11 protein-coding genes are annotated in these 20,814 nt (G+C 57.1%); 7 read left to right on the top strand and 4 right to left on the bottom strand.

Going from position 1 to position 20,814, the window contains the following annotated elements; all coding sequences use genetic code 11:
• Positions 1-734: 734 nt before the first annotated feature.
• The 4 genes from BcanWU425_RS32285 (at position 735) to BcanWU425_RS32270 (ending at position 7,512) form a co-directional block, all read left to right on the top strand.
• Positions 735-1,052 (top strand): HipA N-terminal domain-containing protein, encoded by a 318-nt coding sequence (locus tag BcanWU425_RS32285; RefSeq protein ID WP_231189047.1) that lies wholly within the window; start codon positions 735-737, stop codon positions 1,050-1,052.
• An 11-nt stretch (positions 1,053-1,063) separates the two neighbouring features.
• On the top strand, positions 1,064-1,477 hold the full coding sequence (locus BcanWU425_RS32280; protein WP_231189045.1) for a HipA domain-containing protein: 414 nt from the start codon (positions 1,064-1,066) through the stop codon (positions 1,475-1,477).
• A complete protein-coding gene (locus BcanWU425_RS32275; RefSeq protein WP_231189043.1) occupies positions 1,474-1,797 on the top strand; it encodes a hypothetical protein in 324 nt (107 codons plus the stop codon). The genes BcanWU425_RS32280 and BcanWU425_RS32275 overlap by 4 nt, the downstream gene beginning before the upstream one ends.
• Positions 1,798-1,947: 150 nt before the next feature.
• The gene (locus BcanWU425_RS32270; RefSeq protein WP_231189042.1) at positions 1,948-7,512 is read left to right on the top strand and encodes a trifunctional serine/threonine-protein kinase/ATP-binding protein/sensor histidine kinase; all 5,565 of its coding nucleotides are present in this window, start codon (positions 1,948-1,950) and stop codon (positions 7,510-7,512) included.
• A gap of 419 nt (positions 7,513-7,931) precedes the next feature.
• Here BcanWU425_RS32270 and BcanWU425_RS32265 read toward each other — a convergent pair whose 3' ends face one another.
• Positions 7,932-8,558, bottom strand: a complete 627-nt coding sequence (locus BcanWU425_RS32265; protein ID WP_007600152.1) for an FMN-binding negative transcriptional regulator — start codon at positions 8,556-8,558, stop codon at positions 7,932-7,934.
• Positions 8,559-9,328: 770 nt separating this feature from the next.
• Between BcanWU425_RS32265 and BcanWU425_RS32260 the strand changes: the two genes are divergently transcribed.
• The gene (locus tag BcanWU425_RS32260; protein WP_231189039.1) at positions 9,329-9,607 is read left to right on the top strand and encodes a hypothetical protein; all 279 of its coding nucleotides are present in this window, start codon (positions 9,329-9,331) and stop codon (positions 9,605-9,607) included.
• A gap of 1,129 nt (positions 9,608-10,736) precedes the next feature.
• Positions 10,737-11,666: a TauD/TfdA dioxygenase family protein gene (locus tag BcanWU425_RS32255; RefSeq protein WP_231190941.1), complete on the top strand. Its 930-nt coding sequence runs from the start codon at positions 10,737-10,739 to the stop codon at positions 11,664-11,666.
• A 733-nt stretch (positions 11,667-12,399) separates the two neighbouring features.
• Here BcanWU425_RS32255 and BcanWU425_RS32250 read toward each other — a convergent pair.
• The 3 genes from BcanWU425_RS32250 to BcanWU425_RS32240 all read right to left on the bottom strand — a co-directional run bounded on the left by BcanWU425_RS32250 (position 12,400) and on the right by BcanWU425_RS32240 (position 18,487).
• Positions 12,400-13,659: a carbohydrate porin gene (locus BcanWU425_RS32250; RefSeq protein ID WP_231189038.1), complete on the bottom strand. Its 1,260-nt coding sequence runs from the start codon at positions 13,657-13,659 to the stop codon at positions 12,400-12,402.
• Between the two features lie 1,706 nt (positions 13,660-15,365).
• Positions 15,366-16,730 carry an oxygen-independent coproporphyrinogen III oxidase gene (gene hemN, locus BcanWU425_RS32245; RefSeq protein WP_231189037.1) on the bottom strand — a complete coding sequence of 455 codons (1,365 nt, stop codon included), beginning with the start codon at positions 16,728-16,730 and terminating at the stop codon, positions 15,366-15,368.
• Between the two features lie 1,508 nt (positions 16,731-18,238).
• Positions 18,239-18,487 (bottom strand): GcrA family cell cycle regulator, encoded by a 249-nt coding sequence (locus BcanWU425_RS32240; RefSeq protein ID WP_231190940.1) that lies wholly within the window; start codon positions 18,485-18,487, stop codon positions 18,239-18,241.
• A 403-nt stretch (positions 18,488-18,890) separates the two neighbouring features.
• On the opposite strand from BcanWU425_RS32240, the gene BcanWU425_RS32235 reads away from it, so the two are divergent.
• A complete protein-coding gene (locus tag BcanWU425_RS32235) occupies positions 18,891-20,129 on the top strand; it encodes a cytochrome P450 (protein ID WP_231189035.1) in 1,239 nt (412 codons plus the stop codon).
• Positions 20,130-20,814: the final 685 nt, after the last annotated feature.

Genomic DNA, 20,814 nt, shown 5'->3' with positions numbered 1-20,814 from the left:
GCCCACTAGCTCATCAATCTTCCGACGCAACTCATTAAGGCGGCCCGGCGCACTCCTTTGAGAAGAAGTGTGCCGGGTTCGCCCCACATCGCCAGTACATCCGTGGTGATGGTGTCCCAGATGATGTGACCCGCGTGGCAAAACTGAGACTCGTTTAGCAGCCAAAGTAGATGGTGACTCCCTGCTACTTCACACAGACGGGAAAGGCTTGAATCGTACGTAGGGTCACGTTGTACATGTCTTTTAGATTGATCGAGTTAGCATCTCTCGAGCCGACTAGGTGGAGTTCGTAGTTGGCAAGTTAGATCTGTCGCAGCGCGACTGGGACGAGAAGGCGTTCCGCTGTTCTCCAGTGGCTGGGATCTCCAGTCGGAGGGTTTCGGAAGCTTCATGCGGTGTTTGGAGTCGTCCGTTGGCCTGCGTCCTGGCCCCGGGTGGTCGAGCGTGAACGAGATCGTCTTAACGGCCCACTGTCGTGCTGACATTGCGGGGTTGTTCGCCAATCCAAGGCTGGTGGCCGGCCTTGGTCAGGGCAAGGAACACGTCGTTCAGGATCGCAGCCGTCTCCGTTCGAAAGGGCTATCGAAGAAGGGCTCGCTGGAACCCAGCTTGTAAGGAGCGTCGCTGGGTTTTAGGCAGCGCACCCATCTTCGTCGAGGAGATGACGGATCAAAGTATGTGCCGATCCGAGATTGCCCACAAAGCGAACCTTGTGCTCTCCTCATCCGAAGCCGGTGAACGCGCATTGCAAAACACCATTCGTCGGCGCAATCGACTTTCAGTACGATCCGTCCTGGCTTGCCTGGGAGCATGCGCTGCCCGTGTCGCTATCTCTGCTCTGCGTGAGGGACCGCTATATCAGTGCCGCTGTCGTCGCCGTTTCCGACAATCTCCTGCCCGACAGCATGCCCATCCGCCATCGTATGGCGGAGCGAGTCCACGCTCAGGGCATCGACGCTTACAACCTACTCATTGGTGTCGGACGGGACTGCGTCGGTCCATTGCAATTCCTGCCGGACGGCATCGAACCCGGCCGCTGCCGGGGCTGTTGACGGCAGACCCGTTGACGACGAGAATCGCCCCGCTTCTCGGCGACCTTGCATCGGCTCTCCTTGAGCTTGGTGAGGACGAGGACTTTCGGATCTCGATCGCCGGCGCCCAGGAAAAGACCGCGCTCTTGTTCTGGAAAGGGCGTTGGTACAAGCCGCTGGCGACTACAGCCACGACGCACATTCTCAAACCGCGGATTGACCGACTACCGAACGGCCTCAATCTTTCCTACAGCGTCGAGAATGAGTTCTTCTGCCAGCTGACAGCAGCTCTCGGACTTCCGAGCGCCGCCATCGCGATCGAGGAGTTTGAAGGCAACCGTGTGCTCGTGGTTGAGAGGTTCGATCGCCGCTGGACCGGCGACAACCGTCCCCTACATTTGCCTCAAGAGGATTGCTGCCAGGCTTTGTCCGTGCCGCCGCCTTGAAATACGAATCAGAGGGCGGCCCGGTATTCCAGCTATCTTTAACCTTTTCGTGGCAACCCAGCGGCATCACGCAGTTTCGGGCGCTCCAGCCGGGCGAGTTGTTCCTCTTCAAAGTAGACGTGCCAAACAACTTCATTGTTAGTGGCGGCATTTTCGGCCACACGTCAATCGAGCCGCTGTCCTTGGCGTGGGAAGCCTTCGGCTTGAGTCGCTCTATCGCGAAGGACTCCTTCCGCGCCGGCGCGCTGCGTAGTCCGGAGCCGCCGCCCGGGCTCGAGCTGCGCGCAGGGCTGCGCTCGATCGACACGATCGGGCTCTAACATACAGCTTGCGTCCGTTATATTGTGCTTGCTGCGGGCTCTCTTTGGCGGCCATGATCCGGACCCTGCAGCGAATTTTGTGAAGTTCCTTCACAATGGCGCCTCTTATGTGTCAGATTTGGCGCGCGTCTTCTTAGTCTGGTCAGGCAAATGCCGCGCGCCCCTCCCAGCCGAAATGTGTTCGGCTCAAATCTCGACAACGACATCCAGCCCCTGTGGAGGGACGGAGGTCGTGTGTTCTGCCGTGCGTGGCGGCAAATCAACGGCAGCAAGGCTGTCGTGCTTCTCGTGCGGCCCACCGGGGAAGACCCCGCCACGATCGAGTGCCTCGCCCACGAGTATGAGCTGAGAGAGGAGCTAGATGAGGCATGGGCGGTGCGACCTCTGGAACTCATCCGGGAAGCTGGTCGTACCATGCTGGTCCTGGAGGATCCATGCGGCGAGCCGCTGCTAAACTTAGTTGGAGTCGGCATGGAGCCTCAGCGCTTCCTGCGCCTTGCTATTGGTGTCACGAGGTCCGTGGGCAAGCTCCACCGCCGCGGCTTAATCCACAAGGACCTGAAACCCGGTCACATTCTGGTCAATTGTCCTGACGAACAAGTGCGACTCACCGGATTCGGGCTGGCGTCCCGGCTTTCCCGCGAGCGGGTGCCGCTTGAGCCTGCCGAGTTCATCGCCGGCTCGCTGCCCTACATGGCGCCCGAGCAGACCGGACGAATGAATCGCTCGGTCGACTCTCGCAGTGATCTCTATTCACTTGGGGTGATATTCTACCAGATGCTGACCGGCGCGCTGCCGTTCACGGGCTCAGACCCGTTGGAGTGGATTCATTGTCATATTGCAAGAAAAGCAACACCGCCCCTCGAGAAATCGCAAAATGTCCCGGAGCCAATCTCTCACATTGCGATGAAACTCCTCGCGAAAACCGCCGAGGAACGCTACCAGACTGCCGCTGGCCTTGAACACGATCTGCAACACTGTCTGGCAGCATGGGCCAACCATGGTCGCATCGAGCCTTTTGAACTTGGCGCAGACGACACACCTGATCGGTTGATCGTCCCCGAGAAGCTCTATGGGAGAGCCCGCGAGATCGAGACCTTGCTTGGCTCTTTCGATCGAGCGGTGAAGAGCGGCGCGCCGAGGTTGGTGCTGGTTGCCGGTTATTCCGGCATCGGTAAGTCTTCGCTCGTCCAGGAGCTACACAAAGTACTCGTACCCTATCGCGGGCTCTTGGCATCAGGCAAATTCGACCTAGTGAAGCGCGATGTGCCATATGCGACACTAGTGCAGACCTTTCAGAGCCTTGTGCGTCCTCTTCTCAGCAAAAGTGAGGGCGAACTCGCGACTTGGCGGCAGGCGTTCCGGGAGGCGCTCGGTGGGAATGGACGGCTGATGGTCGAATTGATCCCCGATTTGAGCCTTGTTATCGGCGAGCAGCCCGCGGTTCCTGAGCTTCCAGCCCGCCAAGCGCAAATCCGTTTCCAGCTCGTGTTTCGTCGCTTTATTGGCGTGTTCGCCCGGCGAACCCATCCATTGGTGCTCTTCCTCGATGATTTGCAGTGGTATGACGCCGCAACACTCGACCTGATCGAGGATCTGCTGACCCAGCCGGATCTGCACCTGCTGCTTATTGGAGCTTACCGCAGCAACGAAGTTGATGCAGATCATCCGCTCAAACGCAAGCTCGAGTCCATCGGGAGAGCCGGCCTAAATCTACAGGAGATCACGCTATCGCCGCTCAGCGCAGACGACGTCGGGCAGTTGGTTGCGCATACCCTTCGCTGCGGACCAAAACGCGCTGCCCCGCTTGCGAAGTTGGTGCATCAGAAGACGATGGGCAATCCGTTCTTCGCCGTTCAATTCTTGTCTGAACTAGCCGGAGAGCAGCTGTTGACGTTCGATCACGTGTCGGCGCGCTGGCGTTGGGATCTGCAGCAAATTCACGCAAAAGCGTACACCGAGAACGTCGTCGATCTGATGCTCGGCAAGCTCATCCGGCTGCCCAAGGAAACGCAGGAAGCGCTGCAACAGCTGGCCTGTTTCGGCAACATCGCCGGGACGGCGGAGCTTGCGATTGTGCTCGAAATTCCAGAGGAGCAAGTGCACGCGACCGTGTGGCCGGCAATCCGGCAGGAACTGATCGTGCGGCATGGGACAGCCTACCGCTTTGTCCACGATCGCGTTCAAGAGGCGGCCTACTTGCTGATGCCGGAATCCTCGCGCGCTCCTTCCCATCTGCGGATCGGTCGGATGCTCGCGGCACACATCCCTGCGCACAAACGCGAAGAGGCCATCTTCGACATTGTCAGTCAGCTCAATCGAGGCGTCGCGCTCATCGCTTCCGGTCAGGAGCGAGAGCAGCTCGCCGAGTTGAACTTGATCGCAGGGCAGCGTGCCAAGGCCTCGGCGGCCTACGCCTCGGCGCTAGCATATTTCACCGTCGGTGCTGCGCTGCTCGCGCCCAATTTTTGGCAAAGGCGCCGCGAGCTCGCGTTCGCACTCGAGACCAGCCGGGCCGAATGCGAATTCTTGGTAGGCCAGCTGGAGATTGCAGAGCGTCTCTTGTCCGCACTGTCGAAGCGAGCTTTGAACGGGCCACAACGAGCAACGGTCGCATGTTTGCGGGTCGATCTTTACTTGACGCTGGGTCAGCACGGCCGGGCAGTGCTCATAGGTCTCGAATATCTTCGCGACGTCGGGATCGAGTGGTCGCAGCGTCCGACGGACCATGAAATGCTGGCCGAATATCAGCGGATGTGGTCACAGCTGCCCGACGCAATCGAGGATCTTGCTGGTTTGCCTCGAATGACAGACCAGGCCAAGCTTGCCACGCTCGCCGTGTTGACGCGGATTCTTCCGGCTGCAGGTTTCACAGACGCCAATTTATCCGCTTTAGTGATCTGCCGAGCGGTCAGCATCAGCCTCGAATACGGCAACACTGATGCTTCCTGCGCCCATTACGCATGGTTAGGCCGAATCTCGGCCGGACGCTTCGGTGACTACCAAGCGGCCGATAAATTTGGTCGTCTTGCTTGCGATCTGGCTGATCGCGGCGAGTTCTCTCGTTTTCGGGCTCACGTCTATTTGGCCGTCGGAGCCACCGTGATCCCGTGGACGAAGCCGCTTAGAGACGGCCGAGTTTTGATCCGGCGAGCCCTCGAAGCCGCGGTCAGTAGCGGTGATGTCATCTATGAGGCGTACAGTTCGGTCCATCTAACCGGAAGTATGATGATGGCCGGAGATCACCTGAAAGAGGTACAGAACGAGTTAGAGAAAAGCGCTGCTACGATCCGGAACAGAAAGGTACAATTTGCTGCTGAGGCGGTAGCCGCTCAGCTCGCAATCGTCAGAACCATGCGCGGCCTCACGCGCTCGCTCGGTTGCTTCGACGACCAACAATTTGACGAGCTAGACGTTGAACGATCGTTGGCAGGAAGTCCGGAGTCACCTAGCGAAACCGTTTACTGGATCCGCAAACTTCAGGCGCGCTTCCTATCCGGCGATTATGCTGCGGCTGTTGAGGCTCGCTCGAAGGCCGAGCCCAAACTATGGACCATACCAACAGAGCCCTTGACCGCGGAGTTTCACTTTTATGGTGCGCTATCTCACTCGTGTTATTGCGACAGGCTGGGCGAAGGCGAACAACAGCCACACCGAGATGTCATTGATGCTCATTACAGGCAACTGCAGACATGGGCGACGAATTGCCCCGACAACTTCGAGAATCGGGCTGCCTTGGTCGGCGCTGAAATTGCGAGGTTAGAATGCCGGGATGCAGACGCAATGCGACTGTACGAACACTCGATCCAAACCGCAGGACGTAACGGTTTCCCCCACCACGAGGGGATCGCTTGTGAACTTGCAGCGCGCTTTTATGCTGCACGCGGTTTTGCCAGGATCTCCCGGGTTTACCTGCAGGACGCGCGGCGCGGCTACCTTCGTTGGGGAGCGGATGGTAAGGTGCGTCAACTCGAGGAGCTGCATCCGCATCTCATGCATCAGGAGCCCCCGCTTGCCGTGAATGGCATGACGATCGGAGCTCCGGTTGAGCAACTTGATCTGGCGACGGTGATCAAAGTGTCGCAGGCGATTTCCGGCGAGATTGTGCTTCAGAAGCTAATTGACAAGCTTATGCGGACTACCATTGAGCAGGCCGGCGCCGAAAGAGGTGTGTTGATTCTGCTGCATGGCGACGAGCCACGGATCGAAGCGGAAGGCAAAACGGTAGCAGATGCGCTCGTTATAAAGGTGGATGAACAGCCCGTAACTCCGATGGCTCTTCCCGAATCCGTGCTGCATTTCGTGCTACGTGTCCGCGAAAACGTGGTTCTCGAAGACGCTGTCGTCCAGCCTTCATTTGCCGAAGATCCTTATATCCGCGAGCGCAAAGCGCGTTCTATTCTTTGCCTGCCACTCATCACGCAGGGCAAGCTGATCGGCGTACTTTATCTGGAGAATAATCTCGCCCCGCGCATATTCTCGGCTGCCCGAACATCAATGCAGAAAATGCTTGCCTCTCAAGCTGCAACAGCGCTCGAAAACAGCCGGTTGTACAGCGAAGTTCAGCAACGGGAGGCGAAAATCCGGCGCTTGCTCGACGCTAACATCATCGGAATCTTTATCATTCACGAAGGGGGCGAGATCATCGAAGCAAATCAAGCCTTCCTCACGATGGTTGGATACGAGCAAGAAGATCTCCTCGCAGGCCGAGTGAACGGTCTCGATCTGACGCCTCCAGAATGGCACGAGCGCACAATGGATGCTCACACAGAAGCAAAAAGGACCGGAGCTGTTCAGCAGTTCGAGAAAGAGTATGTTCGGAAGGATGGCAGTCGCGTGCCAGTGCTCATTGGCCTCGCCGTGTTCGATGTGCGAGAGGACCAAGGTGTTGGCTTCGTCCTGGACCTGACAGAACGAAAGAGAGCGGAAGCGGAGGCCCGCGAAAGCGAACGGCGCTATCGCGAGACTCTGATGGGCCTTGCACATGCCAATCGGATCACGACAATGGGACATCTGGCCGCCTCGATCGCGCATGAGGTGAACCAGCCGATTGCCGCGATCAGCAGTAATGCGGGGGCGGGGCTAAATTGGCTCGGTGCTCAACCGCCAAATCTGGAAGAGGTTCGGCAGACCTTCGGTTTGATTGTTCGTGACAGTATGCGCGCAGGAAACGTGATCCGTCGGATCCGCGCTCTTATGAACAAAGCGCCCATGCAAACCGAGCTTCTTGCAATTGACGAATTGATCGTAGAGGTGTTGGCCCTAGTCCGCGCGGAACTTGCACAAAATGACGTGTGGGTGCAAACCCGAAGGCCTGAGGCTTTGCCGCTCGTTCGGGCAGATCGCGTTCAGGTACGGCAGGTGATTCTCAATCTGATCACGAATGCCACCGAGGCTATGAGCGAGATCAACGAAGGCGAACGCGAATTACTGATCACGACGCGCACAGATGGCTCGAATAATGTGTTGGTCAGCTTTCGGGATACAGGTCCAGGACTCGATCCAAACAGCGCAGACCGTATGTTCGAGGCGTTCTACACCACCAAGTCAGAAGGCATGGGCATGGGGCTGGCCATTTGCCATTCCATTATTGAGGCGCATGGGGGCCGGATCTGGGCGGGCGCCAATGATCCTCACGGGGCCTTCTTTCAGTTCAGCATACCCGTTGCGCCGGAGGGCGTCGAGCAGGCGAAACAGGTCTCTTGGACGTCTTAGGCCGAATTCGAGGTCGAGCAGGTGGTCCGGGAGCCCCGATCATTGTGACAGAAGTGAGCTGCGCGACCTTGCAAATGTGAGACATTCGCGTTTCTTGCTGCCCGTCGGGAGTGTGCGCGACCGCAGATTGTCGTGAAGTGTCAGAGAGTCTGCAATCTGACCGCAATGTCAGATTCCAGACGCTTGGAGGGCTCCTTGCAAATCTCTTGAGACTTGCACGCCATAAAAGCTGGAGTTGGCCTAGCGGCTTGGGCGTTCGCGGTGCCGCTCGCGGACGCCGCGCGTTCCTGTGCTGTGTAAAGCACCTGCCGCGAGCAGAAACCCGCCGCCCGCGCGTGGTTGTGCAGAAGGACAGCAGTCGAGGAAGTGGAGGAAGTCCACGTGACACCGGTTCGTTTACAATACCTCGATCGGGTTCGTCATCCTTTCGGAATGAGGTGAGCCGCACGACGGTCTTCCTCACGGTTGCTCTTGGATAAGCCCTCGATGACGCCGGCGCGATCCGCGGCATTGCGGTTCTGGCTCATCTTCCGTGAGCCATCTAGCCGTGTAATTTGCAATCGCAGGCCGATAATCCCCTCGAGCTCCGCTTTGATGAAATCGGCAGGTGCGTCCGAGACCGCCCAGCGGTCTTTGCTTGAGCGCTCATGTACATCGGTCAGCCGCGTGACTACCTCTCGGAGCCGATCGGAATCCTCGAAGAACTCAACTTGTCCGTAGGCATGCACAGCGACATAGTTCCACGTTGGTACGGCCTCGCCTCTCTCGTGCTTGGTCACGTACCATGAAGGGCTGATATAGGCCTCCGCCCCAGCGAAAATTGCCATCGCCTCTCCGGTTGGTGTCAGCTTCCACTGCGGATTAGCACGCGCCACGTGCGCGTAAATCGTGCCCATCGAGCCTGCGCTCTCGTCGAGTACTACGGGCAGCAACGTTCCAACAAGCCCCTCGTGAGTGGCGGTGACCAGTGTCGCTGTCCGTGCCTCGCGCATTGTTTGTTGAAGGCCGGCGATATCGAGAACTTGGAAGCAGGACGGCGTGTACATCAGTGAAGCTCCCAGACAGCCCGACGGAAGCCGGGCGTCTCATGATTTGAACTGCGGTACGCCTCATTCGGGATCACAGGAACAGCCAGGTTTGATAGTTGCATTCCAGGGCCTTAGGGCAGCTAGCCCATCAAGCGTCGAAGGCGCAAATCAAAGAGCGCGGTTGCAAGCTGGTCCCGCCGTTGCCTTCGAGCCGTGCGCGTTACGGTGAAACGTGGGATAAGATGTTGCTTTCATTCTGACCGCGTTCTCGAAGCATCGACCGCTGTTTTCATCAGTCGTGAGCCGCTCAATGGCTACCCAGGTCGATTCCATCTGGCACGGTGCCCGCGGCTGCACACCTCGACCGTTGTTTAGCATGCTTCCGATGTTACCAGCCTGCCTTATTGACGACGATCTAATGGCGTTAACGCCGCATGCTGATGGCCCCGTCTAGTTCAGCATTTCGGCTCGAAAATTCAGGTTGTCGTGCGGAATTGCGGAGGTAAGAGAGAGCATCATATGCCTATGAAACACACGATGGAGCACATCAAGCGTTCGTTGCGCGTGCTCTGCGGACTTGCTGCCGTCCTCGGCGTCTCGTCCCTCCTCGGACCGAACGATGTGCGATCGGAGGCCATCATGGGCTTTGGCTCTGCAGCGACGGGCGGGCTGGGAGGCGAGATAGTTCAAGTCAGATCAACCAAGCTCTTAATTATGAGTTCTGTCGGTGGTACAGCTTCGGCCAGTGCAATGACGATAGTTCGCGCGAGATCCAGGTAATCCGAACCATGGACTTTACCGGTACGGAGGGGCGAGGCGAAGGGCAGGGGTCCCAATACGGCCGTGCCTGTTCGGCACCTTACAAGCGTGAGTCCCTTCTTCTTATCGATGGAAACGACGCGCATTGCGATGGCAAGGAGAAGACGTCGGTCGCATTCGACAGGGCCGGCAAGCGCCCGCTGGAAATTGGCTCAAACAAAACGGTGATCGGCATTGGCTCGGCCGCTACAATCAAAGTGAAGGGGTGGGGTCAGCAACGTCGTTATTCGCAACCTGACCATCAGTGATATCAATGAAGGCGTGATATTTGCCGGTGATGCTATTGCAATTGCACGAGCCGACCTGGTGTGGATCGATCACAACCGATTTCACAATATCGGGCGTCAGATGATTGTCGGCCGCTTTTTCCCCACGACGAATATTACGCTTTCCTGGAACGACTTCGATGGCAGCGATGTCTATTCCTCCTATTCTAACGGGAAACACTATTGGAACCTCCTGTTTCTTGGTGTCCCGGAGACGATCACTATCGCAAATAACTATTTTCATGAGATCTCGGGGCGGGCGCCGCACATTGACGGTGCGCAGGCCATTATCCATCTCGTTAACAATTACTTCCACAACACGAATGCGCAACACAGCTGCGGAGTTTTCCATGCAGTGGTTGCTGGATCATCTGTGCAAGCACTCGTCGAGGGTAATTACTTCGACAACATTGAAACACCTATAACGACCGGTAGTGGACATATCTTTGCCGTCTTAGGCAAAGCCACCGGGACAATGCCGAGCATCTGCCTCACCGCCCTCGGACGTCGGTGCATCGAGAACATCGCGATCCCAGTGCCGCGGGTCAATGGCTTTCGCCTGGATGAAACCGTAGTTCAATCGTTTGGGTCTCTTCCAAGGTCATCTATTCCTCTTCCATTTCCAGCGGATGAAGCCGGTAGTGATCGCAGCCAGGGCAGGTCCCGGACACCTTCAGAGCCGGTGATGGCTCGTTCGCAGACGCGGCCCGTATTTGGCCGATTGCTGCAAACAGTTGGGCAGGTGCCATACTGGACGAGAACGGCACGCACGGCTCGCTGCTCAAAGTTGCACGAAGGCCGTATGGCGCGTTTCTGTTCGGGTACCGAGCGGTACAATTCCTCTCGGTGTTGCGTGCCTTTCGCCCCGGACCGGGGCGCTAGCCTCAGAGTTTTCACCTCTGGTGTATTTGCGGGTTCGGATTGCAAGAGGATTGGAGGTGCCATCGAACTCCTGGCAAGCTGTTCGGATCATCAACCTGACGTTCACAGCTCGTGTCCGACTGGCATGGTGCTTGCTCAAGAGTACCCGCAGCGCGAGGTTCGTCATCGAAAGCGAGTGAGATGCACCCTCGTCTGCTTGAACAATCCGCAAAACTTGGAAAAAATTGCAATGAAAGAAACGGCTTCGACCGAGCGTGTCATTCCAGCGACCGACATCGTCAAGCGCGCCGCGCGCATCGGTGTTGAAATCAGAGATATCAAACTTTCGGGTGATTTGCCGAGCCAAACCGCCGCTGCAATCAATAGCCTGCTGCTCGAACATAAAGTGATCTTCTTCCGCGATCAGCGGCATCTTGATGACGCGGAGCAGGAGCGCTTTGCCGCTTGTTTGGGAAAGCTGGTGCCGCATCCCACACTCGGTACGATCAATGGAACGACCTCGATCCTCGAGCTTGATTCCGCGCGTGGAGGTAGCCGAGCCGATGTATGGCACACCGATGGAACCTTTCTAGCGGCTTATCCCAAAGCTGCGGTGCTGCGAGCTATTGTGATCCCATCGTCCGGCGGCGATACGATTTGGTCGAATGCTGTGGCGGCCTACCTCGATCTGCCGCGGCCGCTCCAACGGCTTGCCGACGAACTCTGGACCGTTCACAGCAACGCCTTCGACTACGCCGGGACCTGCCGTGTTCGCGACATCGATCAGAAGCATTTTGATGAGGTCTTTACCAAAACAATCTATGAGACGGAGCATCCGGTGGTCCGTGTACATCCCGAGACCGGCGAGCGCGCGCTGGTGCTCGGCGATCTGGTGCAAAGGTTTATTGATATCCCAAAACGCGACAGCCAGAAGCTGTTTCAACTATTCCAGTCCTATATCACGGCGCCCGAAAATACCGTGCGCTGGACCTGGAAAGAAGGCGATGTCGCGATTTGGGACAATCGCGCAACACAGCATTATGCCCTTAACGATTACGGTGACCAGCATCGCGTCGTTCATCGTGCCACACTCGATGGTGACGCGCCCGTCAGTGTCGATGGTCGATGCAGTGTGACGCGCCTCAAAATGACGAAGCACCCGTCCACGAAAGTTGCCTAGCAGTGCGCGGCAAATTCACATAATTGCACTGGCCTTGTCGCATGTTCGCGCGAATAGATGTTTGCGAAGAGAAGTTAAGCCGAGCAGAACGCCACGCGCAATTGGATGGGAGGAGCTAACGCGCGCGCAGACCCGGGAGGCGACCTACTTGCTGAAGTAAGATGCTCAAGCTCATCTCGTCCGGCCGAAAATGATTCAGCGCCGAGTGGCGCGAGTCATCCGGCCGCGTCCGGTTGACTTTCCCACGGAAGGGGGTGCGTTTCCGCCGACCTTGCGCATCGCCTTTCGGACGACGGCACGACCGTCGGACAGACAGAGCGCGATTGCCGGAGCTGGCTGAATTTTGGCATCTGTGTCGCGGTTCCACTTACCAAGTCTCGTCGCGGGAATCTCCGAGGGCACGATTTCGGCGTTGTCATGGCAGAGTAAGAGCTCGGACGCGAGTCTGACGAGCTGCAGGAGCAGCTAACGTGAAACAATGTCGCTCCGCAAGAGGATACGACTTTTGCGCGATACGGCGCCGGTCTATCGCTCGTAGACCGAATCAGCAAAGGCTCCAAGCTACCATTCCCAACAGCAGGCTACCTTAGGCATGCCTAAATTCACGCGGTACCCGGCCTCGCGCCAGGAGCACAGAGATAGCAAAACGCCGCGATGACCGGCCCAAGCCGTTGAAAGTGAACGATTGTGATTTCGACTACATGCCGGTGAATTCACGCCCAGTCCTGAGCCCTTAGAAGAATACCGACGTAGATACTAACATATTCAGGGCGTGTCCGGTTTGCGGTGTGTAGGTAATGCTTGTCGGGTGATTGATGTAGGTCAGTCCTACGGTTGTATATATCCCCGGCGCCAGATGCGCCGTGTACAGTCCTGAAATAGCAGTACTGTCACGGTGCGCCAGCTGTTCTTTTGCCAGTGCAGCGTCCACCGCGACATGGCTCCAGATGGTATTGCTGACAACAAGACTCATCTGATCTGTGGGCCGGCTGTCCAATAGGCCCTTCGCATAAAGGCGAATCTCGTAGTATTGACTAGCTCTATTTAGGTCAGGCGGAGCATACATTGCAGAGAGCCCGCCATAGACTCCGCGAGATGCCGAGCCGTGGACGGCAGACTGCCAGAATTGCCTGTCCGCACCTACATAGTAGACGCTGTTGGCCTTGGTCGTCGCTTCTGTCGGATGCTGCAGGTCCGTGTAGCGGCTGTTGTTGAAGCCCGCGCCAGCCCGCAGCCAAGTCTCCATTACACCCGGAGTAGGCTTGTTCCTGTAGGAAAGCTCATCAAGCAAAAGAATGCCTGCGTCGCGCGTGCTCCAGTTCAAGCCAGTGGGATTCTCGCTTACATGCGCATATTGTCCTGCTGGACTGACCGAGCGCTGGATTGAGAGCTTGTTATATAGGCGATCATCAAAATTGTACTTCAGATTAAGAGCCGGCGTTGGCGCCCAATTGTTGCTCATGCCAGCTTGGAACAGCATTTTCGATGAGGGTCCGAACACTTTGTCTCCAGCGCCCGCAAACTCATGTTGGTTCCTGAGGTAGCCCACTTTGAGTTCGATCCTTCTGTCGAATAACCTTTGATAGTAAGAAACTGCATTGAGGCCCAGCCGATCTGGCCCAGCGCTCTGCCATGTCCAGTGTTGATGCTCGGCTCCGACCACGATCTGACCATCGGGAATTCCAAGCCGAGCGAGGTCATAAGTAACGATCATAGAGTTGACCGTACTAAATGTCGGATTCTGGCCGACATATTGCTGATTGGCGATGGTGCTTCTGGCGGCATTGCCGAGTTCATTGTCGACAAACGTGTTTAGCGTCCAGCCAGCAAATCCAATCCCGAGATCCGAAAATTGGGATCTGAGAGAAGCTGTATCCTGATCTATCGTGTCCGCAGGACCAGGAGCAGTGAAAGCGCCACCTCTTTCGCGAAGCTTCTCGAATTTTGCGAATGGGTCGATCGGCTTTTCAATTCTGCTCTTGGCCGTCTCCATGGCAACGTCGCGCTTAATTGTGGTCGAAGCTGTTTTTGGCAAGGAGCTCCTAGAAAGGCGCGCTGCTCCCTTGGGCCGCCCGCTTCGGAATGTGATGGCCGGATCCGAAATTGCTCTGCTTGTTGCCTCATCGAGCTCATCGGGGCTGGGGCTTCTTGGGCCAGAGATCTCGCGACTCGGCGCCGCCGAACTGCTGGCGAGACTAGCTATGAGACAAAGGACAATACGACCTCGTGGCTTCGCAGTTGGTCCAGACATGAAAGCAACGACGCCAGCCAGGTATGCTTGCGTGGATAGCGGCGTTATAACGCAACGATGCATGGTGAGTTTCGCGCTCATCGATTTGAATAAAGTGCACTTCCACCTGACGGCCTTAGAGCGGATGTCAAATCTTGTCCCTCAATGTGGTGGGAGACGCTTGACACCAGGCGGCCTCTCTATGTCAGCGAGACCCACCTTGCGCGCTATCACCACAGCGGCGCCGCTTGGCCTACGTGTGGGTACACAGCGCAAAACAACCCAGTCGCTCGATCGCTAATCAAGGCGAGCTTCTGCTGGAGGGTGTCGAGACATTAACGGGCTGCTCGGCGTGCGCGTTCGCTAGCAAGAGATTGGTGGCCGATACACGGAGCCCAGGAACCTTGCGACAAACCCGCTGCCAAAACGAAGGAGAATAGTTTTCAACAGAGAGCAGCGGCAATAGCGGGGCTCGCAGAACAACACGCCCGATCCAAGAAACGCCGCTCGCTGCTCGGTCGATGGGATGAAGCACGGGCAGGCAGAAGGGGCTGACATCCTTGGCGGCCCGTAAGCTCGCCGCCACAAACCCTCGAGTGGCTCTTAGAGCAAGATGGAGGGCACGATTGGAGACAGTTTGATACCTGGGGACGACGAGGCAAGACATTCATCAGCTCCATTGATCGATGAAATCGCGCGGCGACTTCTTATGTGGCCCGAGCGAATTTCACCGCCACTGACTGGCATGTGTCCGTCGTCTCCATCAATTGCTAGGTTTGGTAGTTGACTGAGCGGGAGGTCGGCTGTCGCTGCGTGAATCGTAGCTAATGTATCGCTCGACTCCACAGCCCCGGCGTTCCCGGCCGATCGGTATCGCAGCGTCGGCGGGTGAATTCTAGGCGTTTGCTTCGATCCACGTCGCGCGAAGCTCTTACAGGGAACGATCTTTTCGAAGACCGTGATCCCGCCGGATCTGGTTGTAGTTGTGGCGCTCGAATATCCTTTGCGCCGTATCACGCATGATTTCGGCTGCCACCGCCGGAGCCAAGGGTCAGATGTCCTTGTCCATCCGGACGAGCTCGATCAGGGTTTTCGATCCAGAAGTCCCTAAACGTCGAGATGTCATCATCTCGACGACATAAGATGATCAGTTCTCGATCTCCAGTTGGTTGGCGGCGTCGCGCAATCAGTCGTCGTTCCCATCGAGATCCTTGGCTACACGGCTAATGGCGGTGATGGGATGAAACTTGTCGAGATGTAGGGTCACGCTGCTTGAGCGAGGAGCGTTGTTGTCGGGGCGTCCAATTCCCGGCAGCAGTGCGTCCAGCTTGTCTTCGCGGCGCGGGTCAGGGCGACTCTCCGCCGCACAGCTTCGCACGGCGTCGTTGATCGATTTGGAGCTGGTTGTGAGTGTGCCAGATGAGCGAACGCATTCCTCAGGCTTCCTGGCGCGTGCAGCAAAACGTGATTCATTTCATCCAATCATTGCGTTGGCTGGCCTGAACAGAGGGGGCGCGAAAGTAACAATCGAATGCGGCTGCCACAGCCCGCGTGAGAAAACGATGCTCCGGCCTCACGCGGAGGAATCCCTTTTCCATTTCGACGATCCCATCCTCAGCGAGCATTGCCAAGCGTTCGCCTGAACCGAGCAAGCCGATCGGGTCAAATCCATGAGCAGCGCAAATTGCCGGCACGTCCACCTCGAAATCGCACATTAGCCGCTCAATGATCGCGGCCCGGACGCGGTCTTCAAGGCTGAGACAGTAGCCCTTTGACGTCGCCAGACGGCCGGCGTTGATTTGGCCGCTGTAGGAACCCGCTGTAACTTCGTTCTGGACGTAACCCTCGCCAAGCCGGCCGATCGCCGACGGTCCGAAGCCGATCACTTTATTGCAGGTGTCGGCGGAGTAACCGAGTGAATTCCGCCGCAGGCGACCGGCTTTCTGCGCCAGCGCGAGCTCATCGTGCGGCAAGGCGAAATGGTCGAGTCCGATCTGGCGGTAGCCCGCTGCAGTCAGTGTATTGGCCATCGCGGCTGCTTGTTCTGCACGGGCATGGCTGTCTGGCAGCGCTGCCTCGTCGATCAGGCGCTGATTCTTCTTGAAGGAAGGAACGTGCGCGTAGCCGAACACCGCAAGCCGGTCTGGTCGCATTGCCAGCGCCGTTGTCGCGGTCTGAACGCAGGACTGCACCGTCTGATTTGGCAGCCCGTAGATGAGGTCGAAGTTGACGCGCATGATTCCATGCTGCCGCAGCGCCTGGACAACGCGCTCTGTTTGTGCCTCACTCTGGACCCGGTTGATGGCTTTTTGGACAATTGGATCGAAGCTCTGGACGCCGAGGCTCGCGCGGTTCACGCCGGCAGCCGCCAATCCTTCGCATGTGGCGAGCGTGAACGTGCGCGGGTCGATCTCAACAGCAATGGCGGCCGTGTTCGAAATCGCAAAGCGTCGGCGCAGAAGCCCCATCAACCGGCGGAATTCCGTTGGCTCGATGAGGGTCGGCGTTCCACCGCCGAAGTGGACGTCGCTCACAGGCAGCGGTTGCGCAACCTGCGCCGCGACCAAATCGATCTCCTTACGAAGAACCCCCAAAAAGTCGAGGATAGGAGAATGCCGGCGAGTGATGCTTCGAGCGAAGCCACAATACCAGCAAATCGATCGACAGAACGGAATGTGGAAATAGAGCGACACCGATTGGTCAAGCGGCAGCTGCTGCAGCCATCTCTCACAGGCGTCGCCGCCGACTGCTTTGGAGAACTGGGCTACAGTTGGATAGATGGTGTACCAAGGAAGGCGAGCATCGTAATACGTGCTTAAGATCGAGGTCTGCAAGGATTGTTATCCCATGTTTACGAAGTTTTACGTCGCAAGCGAATTGTCCTGCATCCCTTTGCTTGCCAAGGGCGATCGGGACTGTCGCTAGGCAATTGGGAGCTTGCGTGACGGCCGATCTGCGGAAGAAACGCGCTGTCGGATGACGATCCGCTCCCCTCGGACACAGAGAACAAGTTCTGCAAGCGAGATACTCGAATCAACACAGCCACGGCGGGGTCCCCAATTCGTCCGCCTTGATAATCTTTGATCTTCGGCAACGAGACACCCATCAGGGCCGTTTAAGCTGCTAGACCTCGAACTGCTCCACGATTTGACTCGTGCGAGGTTCAATGACCAACATTGATACGGTCCCGTATTCTCCGTCAACTGACAAGGTTGGTAGTTGATTTTGCGTGGCGTATTCCCCATCGGTCCAGGAATAATGGGTCCGCTTGGCTCCGTCCCGGTATGTAGTGAAATTCGCCAATGAAGGGATTGTCGGTGGGCGTCTTCATGGATCCCTCGCAGAAGAAGTCCTTTCATGCGTCCGTTACTCGGCGGCAATATCGCTACGAGCGAAACTCTCCTATCGGCGGCTCTCGCGCAGCTGGCGTGACGAAATGAGCCGGGTAGGTGAGCGAGAACGGATGGGTGCAATTGAACAGCCGGCCGCCTCAGAGGCGCCGCCGGTTTTGCGCAGACGTCAAGGCACCTACGTTGGTGGTAGCCGTTTTCGTGTGTCTGCGCACCGCAGGAGCCGACCTTTTAAACGACGTCAGGCAATATCCCGCGAGGGCAGCTCGTCAAGCCGCTCCAACGCTAAGCATAGCGCCGCCCGACGACAGGCGATTCTATCGGAGGTTCTTTCGGGAGAACAGGCGAAGATCGAATAGTGGAGCTATCTGGTACTCACCGCTTCACCTTCTTCCGTTTCATCTCCGCCGTCAGCTCAAACCTATCGAAGCCGGCGAGGAAACTCGCGCCTTCGTCTAAACCCAGAAGGTCCGATCACAGTCGGAGGGCCACCGGGCTCACCCCCGGAAACGTCGTACCTCGATGATTTGCCGAGTGTTCAGTCCCAGTCCAGCTCTCCACACGCCTGTCGCAGATATCGAAAGTGGTTGAGGATCAAGCGGCTTCACCCGGTCTCGTGTAGTTCGTTGGGCGCGGTGTGCCGAAAGTTCCGAACACCGCGCAAACTAGGACGGCGGGCGCTTCCCCAAAACGCATACCCGGAAAACTCAATAAGCAGAACGCTCTCTTCTCTCCAATTCAGCGCATCCGGCCTCTTGAGATTGGATGACTTGATGTACGATCGAGCCCTCCTGCCGCGAACGTTCTACTGGACGCCGCTGTTCGTCGGATAGGCACAAATCGCGAGACCAAATAGCCCGAATGAACCGACTACGGCGGCCTAGACCCGGGAGATCGCGGCGCCGATAGCTCTAGACGGTATTCCTGACCGCCTCAGCTAGGATTGCGTAAAGCTGCCGCTTGCTCATTTCCTGAGGCCGCGTTTTTAGCGCCTATTGCAGCAGCTTCTTTCGGACGCGATCGCGGCGGGCAGCCATCAACGTCGGCCCTCCGCTTGGGCACCGATCTAATCTTGGGTTTTGTGCTGTTGGTGGCTTGTGACCTCGAGTGAGACCCAACCGAGTCGGCCTGCCGCAAACGGCGTTGCGACTGCACTCGAGATGACCCGCGATCTGCGCGGCACTCTGTCCCTCGGACCAGAGCTGTTTCAGCTGTGCCAATTCTCTTCTATTCCAGCGCATGGAAGATACTTTGTTGCCAGTTCGGACGTCCGTCGCCTCGGCAATGTAAGTGGTCGAGTGGCAAAGGGGCTGCCTGCCCGAGAAAATGACGATAACCGGCTGGGTGCCACAGCTGCGAGTGCTTGCGGCTTGATGTTGAGTACCACAAAGGGCGCGTTCGCGCGCCTCCCAATCCTGATAGGGGAGCTTCGCTCGCCTTTCCATTATTCTTCGTTGACGGGGACCAAACCGAAGTCCGTAACATGATTTCAGATTTCGGACCTCGCGCGAAGTCCAGCCATGATCATGCGTGACACATCGTTAGTGCACCGCCCAAGCTCGTCGTGTTTCGAGCGCGCTTCCCCCGAACACAGCGCACTCAGCTGATCCAGCAAAAGTGCAAGCCAATGTCAGCGAGACAATCATGACAGCGTTATCGACAGAAAGCGCCTGCGAGAGCACTGATATCCCGCTGAGCCGTCTTGATGTAAGCGAACCCAAGCGCTTCGAGGATGATACCGTTTGGCCTTATTTCGAACGGCTGCGGAGGGAAGATCCCGTTCATTATTGCGAAAACAGCCCATACGGACCATATTGGTCGATAACAAAATACCGCGACATCATAGCCGTGGACTCAAATCACACAACATTCTCATCAGAGCGAAGCGTCACAATAGTCGACCCGCCGGAGGAGTATTGGACCCCCAGTTTTATCAAAATGAATCCTCCTCTCCATGCTCAGCAACGTAAGACTATCAGTCCGATAGCGGCATCGGAGAACTTGGCAAATCTTGAAGGCTTGATCCGCTCGCGGGTTCAGAAGATTTTGGACGGTTTGCCGCGCAACGATACCTTCAACTGGGTCGACAGGGTCTCGATCGAGTTGACGACCCAAATGCTGGCCACGCTGTTCGATTTTCCATTTCAGGATCGGTGGTTGCTGACCTACTGGTCGGACGTAGCTGCCTTGACTCCACAAATGGGCGACCAGATCGACAGCTGGGAAAAGCGAAAGGTGGTGCTGTCGGAGTGCCTGGACTATTTTACGCGGCTTTGGAGCGAACGGGTCGATTGTGAGCCGCGCGGTGACCTGATCTCGATGATGGCGCATTCACCGGCGACCCGAAACATGGAGCCCCGCGAGTTCCTGGGCAACCTCATTCTGCTGATTGTTGGAGGTAACGATACTACGCGCAACTCAATTACCGGGGGCGTCTTGTTCATGAGTCAAAATCCATCCGAAATGCGAAAACTCCGGGATGATGCTTCGCTGGTGTCCGGCGCGGTATCCGAGATTATACGATACCAAACCCCCATTGCACACATGCGCCGGACCGCTGTGGACGATTTCATGATAGGCCACAAGCGAATCAGGCGAGGCGACAAAGTTGTGATGTGGTACATCTCTGGCAACCGAGATGACGAGGTCATTGCGAGAGCCAACAGCTTCATCATCGATCGGGAAAATGTACGGCAACATCTCTCTTTCGGATTTGGGATTCATCGCTGCGTGGGTAGGCGCCTTGCCGAGCTGCAGCTGAAAATCCTGTGGGAGGAGATGCTGAATCGATGTTTGGAGGTAAATGTGGTCGGCGAACCGGAGCGAGTTCAATCGAATTTTGTGCACGGTTATTCCGCACTGCCGGTGCAAATCCCAGGTTAGTCTCGGCTGCGGCCGACCTTCAACACTGTCATGCCGTTCAGAGCCGGCGGTTAGGACAATGACTTTCTGGAGACCAGTTTTCTGGGTAAGTTCACCGGCGTTGCGTGACGGGCTTACGGTTGTTTCGAAGGTTGCGGGCAGGGGCCGCTATCGCGTCGAGGATTTTGGCCGGGCGGCTACGATACTCATCACGGCCTGCTGGAGCCGTGCCAGCGTTCAAAGTCTAGGGAAGCAGTCCGTCCAGTCGATGAACTGAATGACCAGAGACCGGCCATACGAGGGGGCTTACTTCATGTGAAGACGAGGACAAGCAGGCTCGAGCAGAGTAGCGCAAATCCGGCTGCGGTCAGCCCGAGGAAACTGCTGGAGACAAGATCATGACTGCCCATGAACGACCTCTGCGGCGAGGAATAGAGATCGGCAATCGCCGCTCCGCTTCCCTTTCTGGCCAATCTCGGCATTGTTATTCAAATGAGCCGCATAATTCCTGCCGGTCTCGTGGCAGAGCGCACTTTTCCAGCAAGATCGAGCGACAGTTCGCCGCGTTCCGGCGGGCATCCTCGTTAGTGCTCTCGTGGTTGCAAACGGATCGCTCCGCCAGAAGCTGAGTAGACCAGAGCATCTTGACAGCAAAACTCACTCAATCGTGCCGTCCGCGTTTGAGCGCTTGCAGGATTGAGCGCCC

The sequence above is a fragment of the Bradyrhizobium sp. WU425 genome (genome assembly GCF_021052305.1).
GTDB classification, from domain to species: Bacteria; Pseudomonadota; Alphaproteobacteria; order Rhizobiales; family Xanthobacteraceae; genus Bradyrhizobium; species Bradyrhizobium canariense_D.
Note: the sequence above shows the minus strand (reverse complement) of the source record. Positions and strands in the feature narration are given on the sequence as shown.

What these genes read in the sequence shown, in the direction of transcription:
- BcanWU425_RS32265 (WP_007600152.1), bottom strand. Translation starts at nt 8,558, where the DNA reads ATGTACACGCCGTCCTGCTTCCAAGTTCTCGATATCGCCGGCCTTCAA.
- BcanWU425_RS32260 (WP_231189039.1), top strand. Translation starts at nt 9,329, where the DNA reads ATGGACTTTACCGGTACGGAGGGGCGAGGCGAAGGGCAGGGGTCCCAA.
- BcanWU425_RS32270 (WP_231189042.1), top strand. Translation starts at nt 1,948, where the DNA reads ATGCCGCGCGCCCCTCCCAGCCGAAATGTGTTCGGCTCAAATCTCGAC.
- BcanWU425_RS32235 (WP_231189035.1), top strand. Translation starts at nt 18,891, where the DNA reads ATGACAGCGTTATCGACAGAAAGCGCCTGCGAGAGCACTGATATCCCG.
- BcanWU425_RS32250 (WP_231189038.1), bottom strand. Translation starts at nt 13,659, where the DNA reads ATGGAGACGGCCAAGAGCAGAATTGAAAAGCCGATCGACCCATTCGCA.
- BcanWU425_RS32255 (WP_231190941.1), top strand. Translation starts at nt 10,737, where the DNA reads ATGAAAGAAACGGCTTCGACCGAGCGTGTCATTCCAGCGACCGACATC.
- BcanWU425_RS32240 (WP_231190940.1), bottom strand. Translation starts at nt 18,487, where the DNA reads ATGCGCTGGAATAGAAGAGAATTGGCACAGCTGAAACAGCTCTGGTCC.